General features: G+C 70.6%; 12 protein-coding genes and 1 pseudogene. 7 read left to right on the forward strand and 6 right to left on the reverse strand.

The genetic code is table 11. The annotated features are described in order from the left end of the window. The first annotated feature begins 68 nt into the window (after nucleotides 1–68). Nucleotides 69–3,737, forward strand: coding sequence for a S8/S53 family peptidase (locus tag ACYVLJ_RS43960; protein ID WP_460443157.1), 3,669 nt, complete (start codon nucleotides 69–71; stop codon nucleotides 3,735–3,737). Here ACYVLJ_RS43960 and ACYVLJ_RS43965 read toward each other — a convergent pair. Beyond that, on the reverse strand, nucleotides 3,730–4,758 hold the full coding sequence (locus ACYVLJ_RS43965; protein ID WP_460443158.1) for a LuxR C-terminal-related transcriptional regulator: 1,029 nt from the start codon (nucleotides 4,756–4,758) through the stop codon (nucleotides 3,730–3,732). The genes ACYVLJ_RS43960 and ACYVLJ_RS43965 overlap by 8 nt on opposite strands. 203 nt (nucleotides 4,759–4,961) lie before the next feature. On the opposite strand from ACYVLJ_RS43965, the gene ACYVLJ_RS43970 reads away from it, so the two are divergent. Both ACYVLJ_RS43970 and ACYVLJ_RS43975 read left to right on the forward strand, forming a co-directional pair. After that, nucleotides 4,962–7,409 (forward strand): glycoside hydrolase family 3 protein, encoded by a 2,448-nt coding sequence (locus ACYVLJ_RS43970; protein ID WP_460443159.1) that lies wholly within the window; start codon nucleotides 4,962–4,964, stop codon nucleotides 7,407–7,409. 118 nt (nucleotides 7,410–7,527) lie between these two features. Beyond that, the gene (locus tag ACYVLJ_RS43975) at nucleotides 7,528–8,076 is read left to right on the forward strand and encodes a phosphoribosyltransferase family protein (RefSeq protein ID WP_460443160.1); all 549 of its coding nucleotides are present in this window, start codon (nucleotides 7,528–7,530) and stop codon (nucleotides 8,074–8,076) included. An 8-nt stretch (nucleotides 8,077–8,084) separates the two neighbouring features. Here the strand turns inward: ACYVLJ_RS43975 and ACYVLJ_RS43980 are convergent, their stop codons facing one another. After that, nucleotides 8,085–9,392 (reverse strand): GNAT family N-acetyltransferase, encoded by a 1,308-nt coding sequence (locus ACYVLJ_RS43980; protein WP_460443161.1) that lies wholly within the window; start codon nucleotides 9,390–9,392, stop codon nucleotides 8,085–8,087. After that, complete coding sequence (locus tag ACYVLJ_RS43985; RefSeq protein WP_460443162.1) at nucleotides 9,389–10,882, reverse strand: hypothetical protein; 1,494 nt, start codon at nucleotides 10,880–10,882, stop codon at nucleotides 9,389–9,391. Before ACYVLJ_RS43985 ends, ACYVLJ_RS43980 begins: the two co-directional genes overlap by 4 nt. 251 nt (nucleotides 10,883–11,133) lie before the next feature. On the opposite strand from ACYVLJ_RS43985, the gene ACYVLJ_RS43990 reads away from it, so the two are divergent. Further along, nucleotides 11,134–11,724: a hypothetical protein gene (locus ACYVLJ_RS43990; RefSeq protein ID WP_460443163.1), complete on the forward strand. Its 591-nt coding sequence runs from the start codon at nucleotides 11,134–11,136 to the stop codon at nucleotides 11,722–11,724. Here the strand turns inward: ACYVLJ_RS43990 and ACYVLJ_RS43995 are convergent. Continuing rightward, a complete protein-coding gene (locus ACYVLJ_RS43995) occupies nucleotides 11,708–12,064 on the reverse strand; it encodes a bleomycin resistance protein (RefSeq protein ID WP_086674295.1) in 357 nt (118 codons plus the stop codon). The genes ACYVLJ_RS43990 and ACYVLJ_RS43995 overlap by 17 nt on opposite strands. A gap of 76 nt (nucleotides 12,065–12,140) precedes the next feature. Here ACYVLJ_RS43995 and ACYVLJ_RS44000 point away from each other — a divergent pair. After that, a pseudogene (locus ACYVLJ_RS44000) lies at nucleotides 12,141–12,344 on the forward strand (IS1634 family transposase); the annotation flags it as partial. Between the two features lie 116 nt (nucleotides 12,345–12,460). On the opposite strand, the gene ACYVLJ_RS44005 reads toward ACYVLJ_RS44000, so the two are convergent. Continuing rightward, on the reverse strand, nucleotides 12,461–13,135 hold the full coding sequence (locus ACYVLJ_RS44005; RefSeq protein ID WP_460443164.1) for a hypothetical protein: 675 nt from the start codon (nucleotides 13,133–13,135) through the stop codon (nucleotides 12,461–12,463). 157 nt (nucleotides 13,136–13,292) lie between these two features. Beyond that, nucleotides 13,293–13,958 carry a Rossmann-fold NAD(P)-binding domain-containing protein gene (locus ACYVLJ_RS44010; RefSeq protein WP_460443165.1) on the reverse strand — a complete coding sequence of 222 codons (666 nt, stop codon included), beginning with the start codon at nucleotides 13,956–13,958 and terminating at the stop codon, nucleotides 13,293–13,295. Between the two features lie 101 nt (nucleotides 13,959–14,059). On the opposite strand from ACYVLJ_RS44010, the gene ACYVLJ_RS44015 reads away from it, so the two are divergent. After that, nucleotides 14,060–14,671 (forward strand): TetR/AcrR family transcriptional regulator, encoded by a 612-nt coding sequence (locus tag ACYVLJ_RS44015; protein ID WP_460443166.1) that lies wholly within the window; start codon nucleotides 14,060–14,062, stop codon nucleotides 14,669–14,671. Nucleotides 14,672–14,727: 56 nt separating this feature from the next. Then, nucleotides 14,728–16,266: an MFS transporter gene (locus tag ACYVLJ_RS44020; protein ID WP_460443167.1), complete on the forward strand. Its 1,539-nt coding sequence runs from the start codon at nucleotides 14,728–14,730 to the stop codon at nucleotides 16,264–16,266.

Raw genomic sequence — 16,266 nt, forward strand, 5'->3', positions numbered from 1 at the left:
GCGACGTGTCGTGATTCGGACGCGCCGGCCCTAGTGACGGCCGACGGCGCCGGCGCGAGCCTGGTGCGATGCACTGGAGATCATCTGTTCTGGTCCTGGCCTGCGTCGGCACCCTCGCCGCGGGCACCACCGGGGTCGCGGACGCGGCCCCGAAAGCCGCACCCGCGGGCGTCGAACGGCACTCGGTCACCCTGCTCACCGGCGACGTCGTCCAGGTCGAACGGCAGCCCGGCGGCAAGCAGGCCGCCACCGTCCAGCCCGCGCCGGGCCGGGAGAAGATCCGGTTCCACCAGCAGGAGGTCGACGGCCACCTCAGCGTCTTCCCCGAGGACGTCACCCCGCGGCTGGGCGCGAAGCAGGTCGACAAGACCCTCTTCGACGTCACCGAGCTGATCGCCGAGGGCTACGCCGACGAGCAGTCGGCGACCCTCCCGCTGATCCTCACCTACCGCCAGGGCACGGACCTCCGGAAAACCACCGCCCAAGCCGACCTCGGTGCGACGCTGACCAGCGTCAACGGCCGCTCGGCACGGGCCAGCAAGGCGAACGCCGCCGCGTTCTGGGCCTCGTCGGGGAACGTCGAGCGGATCTCCCTGGACCGCAGGGTCCGCGTCTCCCTCGACCGCAGTGTCCCGCAGATCGGCGCCCCCGAGGCGTGGGCCGCGGGCTTCGACGGCACCGGCACCACGGTCGCCGTGCTCGACACCGGCTACGACCCCACCCACCCCGACCTGGCCGGGCGGGTGAGCGAGGCGGTCAACTTCACGACCAGTCCCGACACGACCGACCACTTCGGCCACGGCACGCACGTCGCCTCGACGATCGCGGGCTCCGGCGCCGCCTCGGGCGGGCGGCTCAAGGGCGCGGCGCCGGGCGCGAGACTGCTCGTCGGCAAGGTGCTCGACGACGACGGCTTCGGGTACGAGTCCTGGGTCCTCGCCGGGATGGAATGGGCGGCGCACTCCGGCGCCAAGGCGGTCAACATGAGCCTCGGCGGCGGCCCGACCGACGGCACCGACGCACTCAGCGTCGGCCTCGACGCACTGAGCGAACAGACCGGCACGCTCTTCGTCGTGGCCGCGGGCAACGACGGCGAACAGGGCGCCTACACGGTCGGCTCGCCGGGCACCGCCGCCGCCGCGCTGACCGTCGGCGCGGTCGGCCGGGACGAGAGCCTGGCGTCGTTCTCCAGCCGCGGCCCGCGGCTGGGCGACAACGCCGTCAAGCCCGACATCACCGCGCCCGGCGTCGGCATCGTCGCCGCCCGCGCGGCGGGAACCGCCATGGGCGACGTCGTCGACGACCACTACACCGCCGCCTCCGGCACCTCGATGGCGACACCGCACGTCGCGGGCGCGGTGGCGATCCTCGCCCAGCAGCACCCGGACTGGAAAGGCAGCCAGCTCAAGGACGCACTCGCGAGCACTTCCCTGACAGCCAACGGGCTTTCGGTGTTCGAGCAGGGTGGCGGCCGGGTCGACGTGGCGCGCGCGGTGAAGCAGAAGGTCTTCGGCACCGGCATGCTCGACCTCGGCGCGGTCGAGAACGCCAAGGCGCCGGTGACCAAAGAGGTCACCTACACCAACATCGGCACCACGCCGGTCTCGCTGAAGCTCGTGCTGGACGCCAGGTCCCTCGGCGGTGTCCCCGCCGGGGACGGGATCCGGCTCGACAAGTCCACTGTGGACGTTCCGGCCGGTGGCCGGGCGAGCGTCACGATCACCGGCGACCCGGCGAAGCTGGCCGCGGGCACCTACAGCGGACGGCTCACCGCGACGGCCGAGGGGGTGGTGGTGCACACCGCGCTCGGCGCGGACAAGACCGCGCCCAAGCACAAGGTCACCCTCACCGCCCTCGACCTGCAGGGCAAGCCGACCACGGCGCCGTGGTTGCTGATGTACGGCGAGGACTACCGCTACGACGTCAACACCTGGCTGGGCGGTGGCAGCCTGACCGTCGAGGTCGGCGACGGCGTGTACTACCTGACCGCCCAGGTCGACGGCACCGAGGACGGGCTCACCGCCTTCCAGGTCGTCCTGCCCGAAATCCGGGTCACCGGCGACACGACCGTCGTGCTGGACGCCCGCAAGGCGGTCAAGGTGGACATCCAGACCCCGCAGCCGTCCGAACAGGCCGGGATCTGGAGCTATTACACCTACCGGGAGCTCGGCCCGCGCCGGATCGCGAACTACGCCATGCAGTTCGACTACACCCGGGAACTCCGCGTCACCCCGACGCCGAAGGTGACCACCGGGGCCTTCGAGTTCGGCTCCCGCTGGTCGAGGATCGCGCCGCCGTTGACGGTGAACGTCCTGGGCAGCCGGGACCCGCTCACGAACCGCTACCTCGCCGGGTCGCCCAAGCTCGACGGCTGGCGGCTGCTGCAGGCCGTCTCCGCGGGGCAGGGCAAACCGGCGGACTTCAAGAACGTGCGCGGAAAGGCCGCGATCGTCGACCCGGACCCGGCCGACTACAACCGCGACGACGTCTCCCGCGCCGCCGCGGCCGCCGGGGCGGCGATCGTCTTCATCGTCGTGCCGGACGGCTGGGGCACCGCCTCGGTGCCGTCGATCAGCGCGGCGCCGTTCCTGACGATCCCGACCGTCCAGCTCGACCGGGACGAAGGGCTCGCCCTGCTCGCCAAGATCAAGCGGTTCCCGACGTTCCTGAGCCTGCAGGGGGTCGCGGTCAGCCCGTACCTCTACGACGTGGTGCAGACCGAGCGCGACCGGATCCCGGACAAGCCCGTCCACAAGGTCACCGCGGCGAACACCGCGACCGTCACCACGCACTACCGCCAGACCGGCAGCGGCGGCGAGGCGAAGGAGCAGCGGTTCGCCTGGAAGCCGTGGCAGGACTTCGCCGTCAACGAGTACCAGCGGTACGTGACGACGCCGTCGACCCGGCAGGAGTACGTCAGCTCCGGGGACACCCTGTGGCAGCACCGGGTCAAGCACGGCCTGATCTGGGACGAGATGTCCCCGCTCCAGGGCGGCATGACCGCGGCGCCGCGCACCTACACGGGCAAGGAGAACGTCACCGAGGACTGGTTCGCGCCGGTCGTCCGGCCGGCCGTCCCGCGGGGCGTGCCGGGCATGGACTCGACCCGTGAGGGCGACAACCTCCAGATCAGGATCCCGGAGTTCGTCGACAGCCAGGCCGGGCACTACGGCTTCAACGAAGGCGACGACCAGGCCGGGCCGGCCGTCACGGCGGCGAAACTGTTCCGCGACGGCAAGCTCGTGTCGGAACAGCCGTACGCGTTCGGCACCTTCCCGGCCGGCGCGGACCCGGCGACCTACCGGCTCGACCTGTCGGTGCGGCGGGATTCGCCGGAGTGGCTGTTCGGCACCAGCACGCAGACGTCGTGGACGTTCCACTCGGCACGGTCGGCGGCCCCGGCGCTGCTCCCGTTGCTGCAGCTGGACTACGCGGTCGACGCGGACGCCGGGAACCGGCTCCCGGCCGGCCGCCGGGCCAAGATCGGCCTGACCACCCGGTTCCAGGACGGCATGGCCACACCGGACGTGCGTTCGGTGCAGGCCTGGGCGTCCTACGACGACGGCAAGACCTGGCGCGCGGCCGGCGTCAAGCGCACCGGGAAGTCCTACGAGGCCACGATCGACCACCCGGCGCTCGAGGCCACGAACTCCTACGTCGCGTTGCGGGTGCAGGCCACCGACACCGCGGGCAACGCCGTCGACCAGACGGTGCTGCGGGCGTACGGGCTCAGCTAGCGTCGCGGACGGGCTCCGGGCGCCTCCCGCCGTCACGCGGCAGGAGGTGCCCGGGGCTCGGCTCGTCCAGCCAGCCGAGCTTGCTGGCCTGCCAGGCCAGCTGCATCCGGGTGCGGGCGTCGACCCGGCGCATCAGGTCCTGCAGGCGCCGCTGGACGGTCCGGTAGCTGACGTTGAGCTGGGTCGCGATCGACTTGTCGCTGACCCCGCCGATGAGCAGGGACAACAGCCGCCGCTCGTCGGGGTCGAGGTGGGGAGTGGGCGCGGTGTCGCCGATCCGCAGCGGCGACGCGCGTTCCCAGTAGACCTCGAACAACGCGACCAAGGCGGACAGCAGGCTGCTCTCCCGGACGAGCGCGGCGGTGGGCTCGCCCGTGCTGTCGTGGCTGACCAGCGGGCACAGCGCCACCTTGCGGTCGGAGATGGCCAGGCGCACCGGCAGCTTCGCGATCGAGCGGGCGATCTCGCCGCCCTCGATCCCCTCCAGGACGTTGACGATCCGGCCGGGCTCCTCGAGCAGGCCGGTCTCGTAGATCACGCGGTACTGCACGCCGCGGGCCTGCGCCAGCGCCTCTTCGACGTTCTCCGACGCCGCCATCGCGACGTTGCCCTCCAGGCAGAACCACAGGGACTCTTCGCGCGCGCCGCGCTGGATGGCGAGGGCCTGCCGCCGGATCGCATCCACCCCGGTGATGACCTCGACGAGCTGCGCGGAGTCCCGGCGCCGCGCGCTGCCGCGGTACTCCTCGGCGAGCTGGGACACCGCGGCCCGCGCGGCCTCCAGCTTCTCCTGGCCGTGCACCAGCAGCGGCCCGAGGGAGACATCCGGCGGCGCGGACACGTAGTGCCCCTCGGTCCGGTTGACGAGCCCCTTGGCCAGCAGGACGTCGAGGATCGGTTCCACCTCGCCGAGGCCCACGCCGATCTTGCCCGCGATCTCGTCGGGCGCGGTCCGGTACCCGCCGACGACCACGCGGTAGACGCGTTCTTCCTCGGGAGTCATGCCCAGTGCTTCCAGCACCCTGCCTCCTAGCCACGCGGCCAAAGTTCTCCATCGGCGTCGACGGCTCGTCGACAACGTACAACGGGGACGACTCTTACTTAAAGGTGTGGACAAATGGACGCCAGGCCGCCGTTCGGCGCTTTACAGCCCGGCGGAAGGTGCCTACGGTGCGCTCGCATCCACGCGGCCGGTCCGTGCCGACCACGGCTGAAGGAGGTCTGGTGTTCCGCAGAAACAGACGCAGTACCCGCGCCACCGTCACGGTGCTCGCGGCAGCGATCTCACTCACGGTATCCGCGTTCACCGCCAGTAGCAGCGCCGCCATCGACCCGGGCGCCACGCCCTGGCTGGACACCCATCGCCCGGTGCCGGCGAGGGTGGAGGCGCTGCTGCACGCGATGACGCTGCCCGAGAAAGTCGGCCAGATGGACCAGCAGCTGGTCACCACGCTGACCGACCCGAACGGCACGACGTGCGGGAACAACGGATTCAACCTCCCGAATCCCGACTGCATGCGCAAAATCCTGGTCGACGCCAACGTCGGTTCGATTCTCGCGGGCGGCACCGAGAACCCGGTCGACACCACGGGCAAGGGCGGCGTCGGCAACACCGGCTACGACTGGGCCACCGAGTACAACATCATCCAGCAGTACGCGATCAAGAACTCGCGCCTGCACCTGCCGGTGGTGTTCGGCGTCGACGCGGTGCACGGCTTCGGCCACCCGTGGCAGGCACCGCTGTTCCCGCAGTCCCTCGGCATGGGCGCGACCTGGGACCCCGCGCTCGCCCAGGCCGGCGGCAAGGCGACCGCGGACGCGCTGCGCGCCACCGGCTGGAACTGGGACTTCGCCCCGGTCCAGGACCTCGCGCGCGACAACCGGTGGGGCCGCACCTACGAGACGTGGGCCGAGCAACCGGCCCTGGCGGGCGCGATGGGGGCCGCGAACATCAAGGGCATGCAGACGCCCGGCAAGCGGGGTGAACTGAACGTCAGCGCGACGGTCAAGCACTTCGCCGGCTACTCGCAGTCGGTCAACGGCCACGACCGGGTCGAGGCGCTGCTCCCCATGAACTACCTCCAGACGACGATCCTGCCGTCCTACGCGGCCGGGGTCGACGCGGGCGCCGGGACCGTCATGGTCGACTCCGGTTCGATCAACGGCGTGCCCGCCACCGCGTCGCACTACCTGCTGACCGACGTCCTGCGCGACCAACTGCACTTCCCGGGTGTCGTGATCAGCGACTACCAGGACGTCACCGCGTTGCAGACCGCCTACCACATCGCGGCGGACCTCCCGGGGGCCATCGCCGCCGCCGTGAACGCGGGCGTCGACATGAGCATGCAGGTCTTCGACGCGGCCGGGTGGCAGACCGCCATCCTGCAGGACGTGGACACGGGCAAGATCTCGCGCGCGCGGATCGACCAGGCCGTGCGCCGCATCCTGACGCTGAAGTTCCAGCTCGGCCTGTTCGACCAGCCGTGCGTGGCCGACCCGGCGAAACCGTGCGTCGACCCGAACGCCGCCAACGCCGCTGTCACCGCAGGCCGCGACCAGACGCTGAAGGCCGCGCGGGAGTCGGTCACGTTGCTGCGCAACGAGAACAACGCGCTGCCGTTGCCGGCGGGCGCGAAGGTCGTGGTGACCGGCCCGAGCGCGGACTCGATGACCAACCAGCTCGGCGGCTGGAGCGTCAGCTGGCAGGGCGTCGCGGGTGCCGGGCACGTGTGCTGCATGGGCCCGGACAACCAGATTCCGCCGGGCACCACCGTGCTGGGCGGCATCCGGGCCGCGAACCCGGCCGCGGTCTACGCGCCGGACCAGGCCAGCGCCGTCGCGGCCGCGGCGGACACCAGCGCCTACGTGGCGGTGGTGGGGGAGAAGGCCTACGCGGAAGGGCTGGGCGACAACCCGGCGCCCGCGCTGGCGCCCGACCAGCAGGCCCTCATCTCGGCACTGGAGGCGACCGGCAAACCGGTGATCGTCGTGGTCGTCGCGGGCCGGCCGGTCGGGCTGGGCCCGGCGGAGAAGGCGAACGCGGTGCTGATGGCCTACCAGGGCAGCACGGAAGCCGGCACGGCCGTGGCGGACGTGCTGTTCGGCAAGACGAACCCGGCGGGCAAGCTGCCGATCAGCTGGCCGTCCGACGCGCCGGCGGTCGGCGGTGACTTCGCCGGGACGGCCCCGTCCCCGCTGGGGGACCAGCCGAAGTTCTTCGACCAGCTGCCGGGCACGGCGTCCGGGGCGGGCAACGCGTACAACCCGCAGTTCCCGTTCGGGTACGGCCTGTCGTACACGACGTTCACCCACACGAATCTGGCGGTGACACCGAAGATCGCGCGCGACGGCACAGCCACGGCGACGTTCACGGTCACCAACACCGGAACCCGGGCCGGCACCGACATCGTGCCGGTGTACGTGGCCCAGCCGGTGAGCCCGGTGGTCGTCCCACCACAACGGCTGGTCGGCTTCGCACGGGTGACGCTCGACCCGGGCCGCTCCCAGGTCGTGCGCGTGTCCTTCCCGGCGGCGACGCTGGCGGAAAGCGCACCGGACATCAACGCGTCCGGCCCGCCCGCCGTGGTGCCGGGCAGTTATGTGCTGCAGCTGGACAAGAACGGCACGACACCGTACGCGGTGGACGTGTCGGCGCCGTTCCTGATCCAGTAGCACCGGGCCGGGTGCGGGGCGGCGCCGGTGCGTCGCCCCGCACCACCGGCTCGGGCTCGTTCCGGCCGGTAGGCCAAACCCGATTGCCTCCAGAGTCCGTCGCCGCGATCATGGACCGGTGCAGCGGGAAGAGGTGAAGTCCGGACTTCGTGCCGCGTTCGCGTGGCGGGGCGATCGCCCGGATCGGCATCGCTATGCCGACGTCACGGGGTGGTGGCGCCGGCCCGATCTGCTCAGGTGCCTCGGTCCCGCACTGGCGCAGCTGTTCGCGGGTGAGCGGCCCACGGTCGTCCTCGGGCCGGAATCTCGTGGTTGTCTCCTGGGGCCGCTGGTCGCCCTGAGCCTCGACGTCGGGTTCGTCGAGGTTCGCAAGGACCGCACGGGGTCGAGCGACAGTGATGCCTGGTTGCGGCGAACCACGCCACCGGACTACCGAGACCGTCACCTCACTCTCGGTTTCCGCAAGAGCCTGGTCGACAGCGGCGATCGAGTGCTGTTCGTCGACGACTGGATGGAGACGGGCGGGCAGGCCTCCGGCGCTCACCTGCTGACCCAGGACGCCGGTGCCACCTGGCTCGGTGCCGCGACGGTGGTAGACGCGCTGACCGGCAACCGGCTCCGACGACACCTGAACGTCCGGTCCCTGCTGCACGTCCGAGAGCTCTGACCGCTCCTTCAGGGCCGATGAACCGATTCGCCCGGGTGAATTCCGTAGACGACTTCCCTGATCTCCCGAACAGCGACCTCCACTTCGGACTCCGCCGGGAGCGTCGGTGGATAGTGCCGGCCGATCGGCTTGTACATCAGCGTGGCGGGCAGTTCGTCGCCGGTTCGGGACGGGACGGTGTACCGGACCGGAAGCTCGACGAAGCCGACGGCCCGGAGCGGGGCCCGGTCGGTCTTCGGCGCCGCTTCGACGTACCAGCCCCGGGTGGCCGGGCGGTCGGCGAGCAGCTGGAGCTCCACCTGGGCGATCATCGGGCGCAGGGCGCCGATGCCGCGCAGGTCGCCGGTGAACAGCCCGTAGCCGCCGAAGCCGGCGGTGGTCAGGGTGAAGAACGTGACCAGGCCGGCGACCGCTGAACCGGGTGTGCGGCGCAGTGCCCAGAAATGCCGGGGGACCGGGTATTTTCTGGTGAACTCCGACTCGGGGATGCCGTATTCCGTGGTGCCGAAGGCACCGCGGTAGAGGTCCATGGTGGCGGCCCAGTCGGGGTCCGCCGGCGCGGTCAGCGGCCGCGCGTGCGGGATCGGACGTCCCACGTAGCGCGCGAGGGAGAACGTTCCGACGGACGCGAGCGTGGCCAGGTGGGCCGCGAGCGCCTTGAACTCCGGGCAGTGCTCCGGGTCCGCCACGCGCATGGCCCAGCGGAGGTAGTCGGCCACGGCCGAGCACACGGTCCGCGGCGTGCAGGGCTTGCCGAACGTCTTGCAGATGAGCAGCAGGTTGGTGACCGGTTCCTGGGTTTCGGACAGGGCCGGCTGGACGTAGGGCAGGTCCAGACCGCGGAAGCCCCACCGGTCCCAGATCAGCGCGCGGTCGGCCGGGGCGAGGTTGTCCGGCGTCCCGGTCGGGACGAAGGGGTCGTTGATCTCGGCGAACACTTGGGCGAGCGGGGTGCCGGTCGCCGACACGGCATCCGCGTCGAGGACGCGTTCGGTCTCGGCGAGGAGGGCCCGTCCCACGCCCGCGTTGCGGATCGTGGGGACCACCATCAGGAATTCGATCATGCCCGCGTTGGGCCCGGCGAAGTAGTCCAGGACCGAGCAGCCGACCGTGACACCGTTCCTCGACGCGAGAATGATGTGGTAGTTGTTGTGCCCGTACCAACCCCGCTCGCGCAGCCGCAGGTACTCGATCATGTTGGCCAGCGATTCCCGCTCGTCGGGGTCGGGGAACTCGGCGGCGTAGTGGTCCCGGTAGAACGCCGTGAGCGTCGCGATGTCCGCGTCGGTGGCGGTGAGGTCGTGGAAGTGGATCACCCGACCAGCACCTCCGGGTGCCGCCGGTCGGTCGGGTCGGGTTTCGTGCTGCTTTGGTCCTTCTGGTAGCCGGCCACGGTGTTCGGGAGCTTGCAGGCCGCGTGCGCGACGCGGGCCTTGCCGCTGAGCGCGGTGCGCATCCGGTCGCGCCGGCCCTCGGCGTCCAGCCGCGTCAGCCAGGACTCGGTGAACAGCAGCTCGCGCATGGATTCACCGGGCGGGGCCGGGTACCTGATCGGCTCACCACAGCCGCATTCGTCGATCGCGCAGGCAAAGCTCAGGACCAGCTCGGGATGATCGCGCAGGATCGACTCCAGGGAGGTTTGCACCTTGGTGGCCAGCTGCCGCTTGAGCATCAGGTAGGTGGCGTCGTCGGCCACGTTGCCGTGCTCGAAGAACGTCAACATGTTCTTCCACGGTTCGCTGTGCCTCGGTCGCCCATCGGTGTCGCAGAGGACGACGATCACCCAGATATAGGCCGAGTAGTAGATGCTGTCCGCCTCACTCGGTGCGCTGATCGGGCCGCTCGCCTCCAGCACGAGCTGGTTGTGTCCGGCGCGCAGCACCTCGGTCTGAGCGCTGCACAGCTTCAGGTGGTCGACCGCGGCCGCCGTCTTGATCACTCCGGTCACCTGCCAGCCTTCGGCGAGGACCACGTGCCCGCCGCGGGCCGACCGAGGCGGAGGAGGTTCGTCGGCGCTTTGCACCGCGAGCGCAATGGAGTTGCTCTCGTCTCCGTAGCCGAGTTGCATGAGTTTGTGCCCGCCCCAGCGCCGGCACGTACCGAACGGGATGCTCGGACCCCAGGTCAGCCAGCACGTGAACAGAAAAGCCTGGAATCTGGGGAGGTCGCCGAGACTGTCGTCCAGTTCGTCGACGGTCGCGCGGTGGCCTTCGATGAGCCGGGGCCAATCTTCGTCGTACTTTCCCAGTAGCCCGGACAGCAACTGCAAGGGCGCCACGAAGGCCTCCAGCACGTGCACCTCGGCCACGAAGACTTCCGGGTTGGGGTCGATCTTCGCGTTTTCCGCGAGCCGGACCCGAAAATAGCCCAGAATTTCGTCCTGAACGTCCGAAATGGCAAAGCAGGTATCCACGACTATCTTGTTCTTGTCGGACTTCTTCATCAGGTTGTCGGCCAGCAAACCGATCTTGCGACGCCACTCTCGGAGCGATTTGCGGTAGGCCTGCACGTCCAGCCGGAAATCGGACCGGTGCCGGTACTCCCAGCGGTCCGGTCGTAGTGGTCGAGGGTGCAGCAATTCGGCCTCGACGCGCATGCACGCCGCCCGGTAGAGCTCCGTGCGTGATCGGCCGTAACTGAGGAATGTCAGCACCATCCAGGTCGCCCGGACCAGCCGGGTGAGCTTGAACCTTCGGTGGATCGTGCGGTTGAGCAGCCGGATCGTGGGTTTGAGGTAGGCCAGGAAGACGAACAGACCCGCGAGTGTGGGCAACCCGACCTCGTACAGCGTTTTGACGATCTCCATTTGTTCTCCACAACCTACGAGCCTGCTCGGTGCGCGCGTGCGGCGGGCAGGCCGGGTTTGGTCTGCTCACGCCGAGGCATCGTGATGACTATGCCTGCCGTTACAAATGCGCGAACGGATAACAGGGCATTAACGCGGTTCGGGAAATGGTGACCCTGCGGGCAGGTGGCGTTACGCGGTTCCTGACTTGGCTCAAGATCGCTGTTCTTGGGTAGGGGATCGAGCGGATATCCGACGCGTGGTGCGAGCTGATGGCCCGGCTCGGCTACCGGCGGTTCGGCGCCCAGGGCAGCGACTGGGGCACCAGCATCGGTCAACGGCAACCCGATCGGGTTGCCGGCATCCATCTCATGCCGCCGCTCGCACCGCCCGATCCGGCCACGTTGGACGACCTCGCCGGTGCCGAGCGGGCGGCGCTCGCGGCTTTGCGGGAGGGCTCCGGATACTCGGCGCAGCAGTCGACCCGGCCGCAGACGGTCGGCTACGGGCTGGTCGACTCGCCGGCCGCCCTCTGCGCCTGGATCGTCGAGAAGTTCTGGTCGTGGACCGACTCCGGTGGCGACCTGCATCGGGTCATTACCCGGGATGAGCTGCTCGACAACCTGATGCTCTACTGGCTGCCCGGCACCGGTGCCTCATCCGCCCGGCTGTACTGGGAAAGCCTCCGGCAGGTCAACGAATGGATCTCCGGGTCGGCCGGCGCGCCGGTTCCCGAACATCCGGTACTGGAACGAGCCCGGCAAGGGCGGCCAGTTCGCGGCGTTCGAGCAGCCGGCGTTGTTCGCCGACGAGGTCCGGTCACTCTTCCGGCTGGTCCGCTGATGGTCACCCGTTCTCGGTAAGCGGCTGGCTGAAGATCAACAAGTGCCCATCGGGTGTCCGTACGGTGAAGTCGCGCATCCCGTAGGGCCGGTCAGCCAGTGGCTCGACGATGTCGGCGCCGCGGGCGCGCAGCTCGTCGTGGCAGGAATCGACGTCGTCGACGATAACCGTCACCCTGGCCGGGCCGACGCTGCTTTCGGCGTACAGGTGGAACTCGGCGGTGTCGCGGATCACGGCCGCGTAGCTAGGTGGGGTCTCCCAGGTGAATATGGTGTCGAATCCGAGCGCGTCCGTGAAGTACGACCGCGCTGCCTGCACATCTCGGCACGGCAGCACGGGAATCGCCACCCGCATGACCATTCCGTCACCTTACCTGGCTTTGGCTCAAGATCGCTGATCTTGGGTAGGGTGCTGGCTGTTGAGCTGCGGTTTCGTCGTGTGCACGGTGAAGACGGCGTCGGGGGCCAGGGCGGTGCAGATCGTGCACTCCTCGCGTCGCGGGTCGCGGGACATCGAGCACATCGGCTCGGCGCATGACGATGCGGCGTTGGAGGCGCTCAAGGCGGTGGCGAGGCAGCGGCCGGCGAGCACATCCTCACCGCCGTCGACCCGCTACCCGACGACCTCCGCGATGCTCTCACCCGCATCCACGACCGCGGTGCACACTAATTTGAGCCAAGTCTGGTTACCAATGCGCGAACGGATAACAGGGCATTGACGCGGTTCGGGAAATGGTGACCCTGCGGGCAGGTGGCGTTACGCAGTTGACGGAGGGACGGTGATTTCGGCGTCGAGCACGGTCGTGCCGGTGGGGTCGGTCGCCAGCAGGGTCAGCCGTCCGAAGTCCGCCGGGGGTGCCGGAAACCAGTGCATTCGCTGCCGGTCGAGGTGGTCGCCCGATTCGGCCGAGCCGCCGGTTCGGCGGTATGCGGTACCCGGCGCGTCGCGTAGTTCCCAGGTGAGGTCGGCCAAGGGCGAGCCGGCGGGCGCCCGGGCCGGTCGTCCGCCGGCCTGCCCGCGGCGTTGGCGTTTCACCCACTCCAGGTGCTCGCGCGCGGCCTGCGCCCGTCTGTCGCGGTGTTCCGGGCCGGGGTTCGTGTAGAGGTCGACCACGATCCGGTCGCTCCACAGCTCCGCCGAGATCAGCGTGACGGGCCGGCCGTCGAGTCGTCCGAGTTGCCGCGGTCCCGCGAGTACGCCCTGCAACGTCGGTGGGGCGGGCGGCTTGACCGGCGCCGCGCCTGCCCGCACGGCCGCGAAGGCGCCCGTGGACGCCGAAGACGATGCCGAGGCCGACATCGACCGGACTTCCGGCCTGATCCCTGCTTTCTCCAGAGCGGCGAGCGCGGCTCGTTCCTGCTCGTCGGTGAGCACCCCGGTGTCGCCGAGCGCCTCGACCTGCGCCGCGAGCCGGCTTCCCAGCAGGCGCAACGGATCCACGGAAACGGTGCCGACGGGCTGAGCACGGCTCACCCCGGCCACGGCCGGGCGAAAGACCCGCGCCAACCACTCTTCCCCGGACAGCATCACGGACCCATTTTATCCGGCGCGCTCGGGTGTCGCTGCTGCCTGCAAGGTCGGGCGGCCGCTACCAGGGCACGGTTTCGCCGTTCCGGTCGAGGAACTGCAGGCCGGGTGCACCGGCCTGGGCTTCGAGGACGTCGACGACGGCCGGGATGCTCTCTTCGGGGGCCAGCGGCGCGTCGAGGCCGCCCAGCTGGGTGCGGTTGTGGCCGGGGTCGATGAGCAGCTTGGTGTGCCCGTCGCCGGCGTGCCGGGTCGCGTAGCTGCGCATCAGCTGGTTGAGCGCGGCCTTGCTGGCCTTGTAGAGCTCGAAACCGTCTTCGGTGTTCCGGGTGATGCTGCCCTGCTCGGACGACATGACCGCGACGGTCCCGCCGGGCACCACGAGGTCGCGCAGTGCCTCGAGGACGCGCAGCGGGCTCAGCGCGTTGGTGACCATCACCTCGGTGAACATCGCGGTCGGGACGTCGCCGATCGGCAGGTTCCCGCGGTCGATCGCGGCGTTGACGAACAGCAGGTCGAGCCGGCGGCCGGCGAGACGCTCGCGGAGCGCGGCCCGTTCGTCCTGGCTCGTCATCTCGAGGGTCTCGACCTCCACGGTGCCGGTCAGCTCTTCGCCGGGACGTCGGGTCGTGGCGATGACGTGCCAGTCGCGCTTCGCGAGTTCGCCGGCGAGGACGAGCCCGAGGCCGCGGGAAGCACCGATGACGAGGGCTTGACGGTGGGACACGGTGACTCCTTCGTGGTCGACGACCGCGAGATTAGACGAGACGTTGCGTCTAGACAAGACGGTGCGTCTCGGCAAATGCCGCGCCGGGTATCGTGACGCGCATGCCCGACAGCTCTCCGCCGCCCCGGACGCGCTCCGGCAACCGGCGTGACGAAGCCGCGCGCCTGGCCGTGCTGCACGCCGCGGACGACCTGCTCGCCGAACACGGCTTCGCCGCGCTGACCGTCGAAGCGATCGCGCGCGGCGCCGGCGTCGCCAAGCAGACGATCTACCGCTGGTGGCCGTCCAAGGTCGAGATCCTCCTCGACACGCTCATCGAAGACAGCGCCAAGCAGGTGCCCGTCCCGGTGGACAAGCTCACGGCGGACGGCCTCCGCGGCTACCTGAGGGCGTTCGCGCGCTTCCTCACCCGCGACCCGGCGGGCCAGGTCTACCTGGCGCTCCTCGCGCAGGCGCAGCACGATCCCGCCGCCGCGAAGAGCTTTCAGGAGCGTTACCTCGGGCCGCGCCGCGAGCAGGAACGCGCCCTGCTCGCCGCCGCGATCGACGCCGGGGAGGTCTCGCCGCGCCTCGGCCTCGACGCGACGCTGGACGCGCTCGTCGGCCCGATCGTCTACGCGGTCCTGACCGGCGCGGGCGTTCCCCGGGGCATGGTGAGCGCCCTGGTCGAGGACGTGCTCAAGCCGGGGAACCGAGACAGGCCCCGCCGGTGAGTCTCGGTATCCGAACGTAGCGTCGGAGGGGAGACCTGCGACGAGGAGCGAGGTGCATGCGGGCAGACCTCGAACCCGCCGGCGTGGCCGTGCCGACCCCGGGCCGCCGCGCGTGGACGGTGGGCGTGATGTGCACGGCCGTCGGCCTGGTGATCGCCATGGTGACGATCGTGAACGCGGCCCTGCCCGCGCTGGCCGGCGACACCGGCGCGAGCCAGGCCGAGCAGACCTGGATCGTCGACGTCTACACGCTGGTGCTGGCGGCCCTGGTGCTGCCGGCCGGCGCGCTGGGGGACCGGTTCGGCCGCCGCGGAGTGCTCGTCGCCGGGCTGCTGGTGTTCGCGCTCGGCTGCGCCGCGCCGGTGTTCCTCGAGACGTCCGCGTGGCTGGTCGTGGCCCGGGCCGTCACCGGGCTCGGCGCCGCGATGATCATGCCCGCGACGCTGTCGATCATCAACGCGAGCTTCCCGCCGGAACGGCGTGGCCGCGCCATCGGCATCTGGGCGGCGGTGGCCGGCATCGGCGGACTGGGCGGGCTCGTGCTCGCCGGGGTGCTGCTGCAGCACTTTTCGTGGCATTCGGTGTTCCTCGGGCCCGCGGTGTTCTCGGTGGTTCTCGTCGTCGCGAGCCTGACCGTGCCGACGTCGCGGGACCCGAGTCCCCCGCGGTTCGACGTCGTGGGAGCGGTGCTCGGCGCCCTGGCGATCGGCGGGGTGGTGTTCGGGATCCTGCGCGTCGCCGACCGCGGCTGGGGCGACGGCGTCGTGCTCGGGTCCATCGCGGCCGGGCTCGTGCTGAGTGTGCTGTTCGTCGGGTACGAGCTGCGGCGCGCGGCCCCGCTGCTGGACGTGCGGCTGTTCGGCAACGCGGCTTTCGCGGCCGGTTCGGTGTCGGTGACCGTGCAGTTCACCGCGGCGTTCGGGATGTTCTACGCGCTGGCGCAGTACCTGCAGCTGGTGCAGGGGTATTCGGCGCTGAAGTCCGGGCTGGCGTTGTGGCCGGTCGCGGTTTCGCTGTTCCCGCTGGCGCTGGCCTCGGCGCCGCTGGTCCGCCGGTTCGGCCTGCGGGCGGTGACGTGCGGCGGGCTCGCGGTGATCGGCGCCGGGATGATCCTCATCGGACAGTTGACTGTGGACAGTGGTTATGTCGCTTTGGCGATCGCGGTGTGCGTCCTGGGCGGCGGCATCGGCGTGACGGCCCCGGCGGCGACGAGCGCGATCCTCGACAACGTGACGCCGTCGCAGTACGGCGTGGCGTCGGCGGTCAACGACGCGACCCGCGAAGTCGGTGCGGCGCTGGGGATCGCGCTGGTCGGCAGTGTGCTCTCGGCCGCCTACACGGACTCGGTCCGCTCGGCCGTCTCGGCGCTGCCGCCACCCGCCCGCGACGCGGCGGAAGGGTCGCTGGCGGGCGCGCTGGCCGTCGCCGGCGGGCAGCCGGGCTCACCGCTGGTGGCGTCCGCGCGGGCGGCTTTCGCGCACGGCATGGGGATCGGCATGCTGGCGCTGGCGGCGGTGGTGGCGGCGGGCATCCTCGCGACGGCGGTCCTCGTCCGCCGGCGGAACACGCCGGAACCGGACTCGTCGGCCGGCTGA

The sequence above is a fragment of the Amycolatopsis stemonae genome (assembly GCF_054781455.1).

What these genes read in the sequence shown, in the direction of transcription:
- ACYVLJ_RS43985 (WP_460443162.1), bottom strand. Translation starts at nt 10,882, where the DNA reads ATGGAGATCGTCAAAACGCTGTACGAGGTCGGGTTGCCCACACTCGCG.
- ACYVLJ_RS44020 (WP_460443167.1), top strand. Translation starts at nt 14,728, where the DNA reads ATGCGGGCAGACCTCGAACCCGCCGGCGTGGCCGTGCCGACCCCGGGC.
- ACYVLJ_RS43990 (WP_460443163.1), top strand. Translation starts at nt 11,134, where the DNA reads ATGGCCCGGCTCGGCTACCGGCGGTTCGGCGCCCAGGGCAGCGACTGG.
- ACYVLJ_RS43960 (WP_460443157.1), top strand. Translation starts at nt 69, where the DNA reads ATGCACTGGAGATCATCTGTTCTGGTCCTGGCCTGCGTCGGCACCCTC.
- ACYVLJ_RS43995 (WP_086674295.1), bottom strand. Translation starts at nt 12,064, where the DNA reads ATGGTCATGCGGGTGGCGATTCCCGTGCTGCCGTGCCGAGATGTGCAG.
- ACYVLJ_RS44015 (WP_460443166.1), top strand. Translation starts at nt 14,060, where the DNA reads ATGCCCGACAGCTCTCCGCCGCCCCGGACGCGCTCCGGCAACCGGCGT.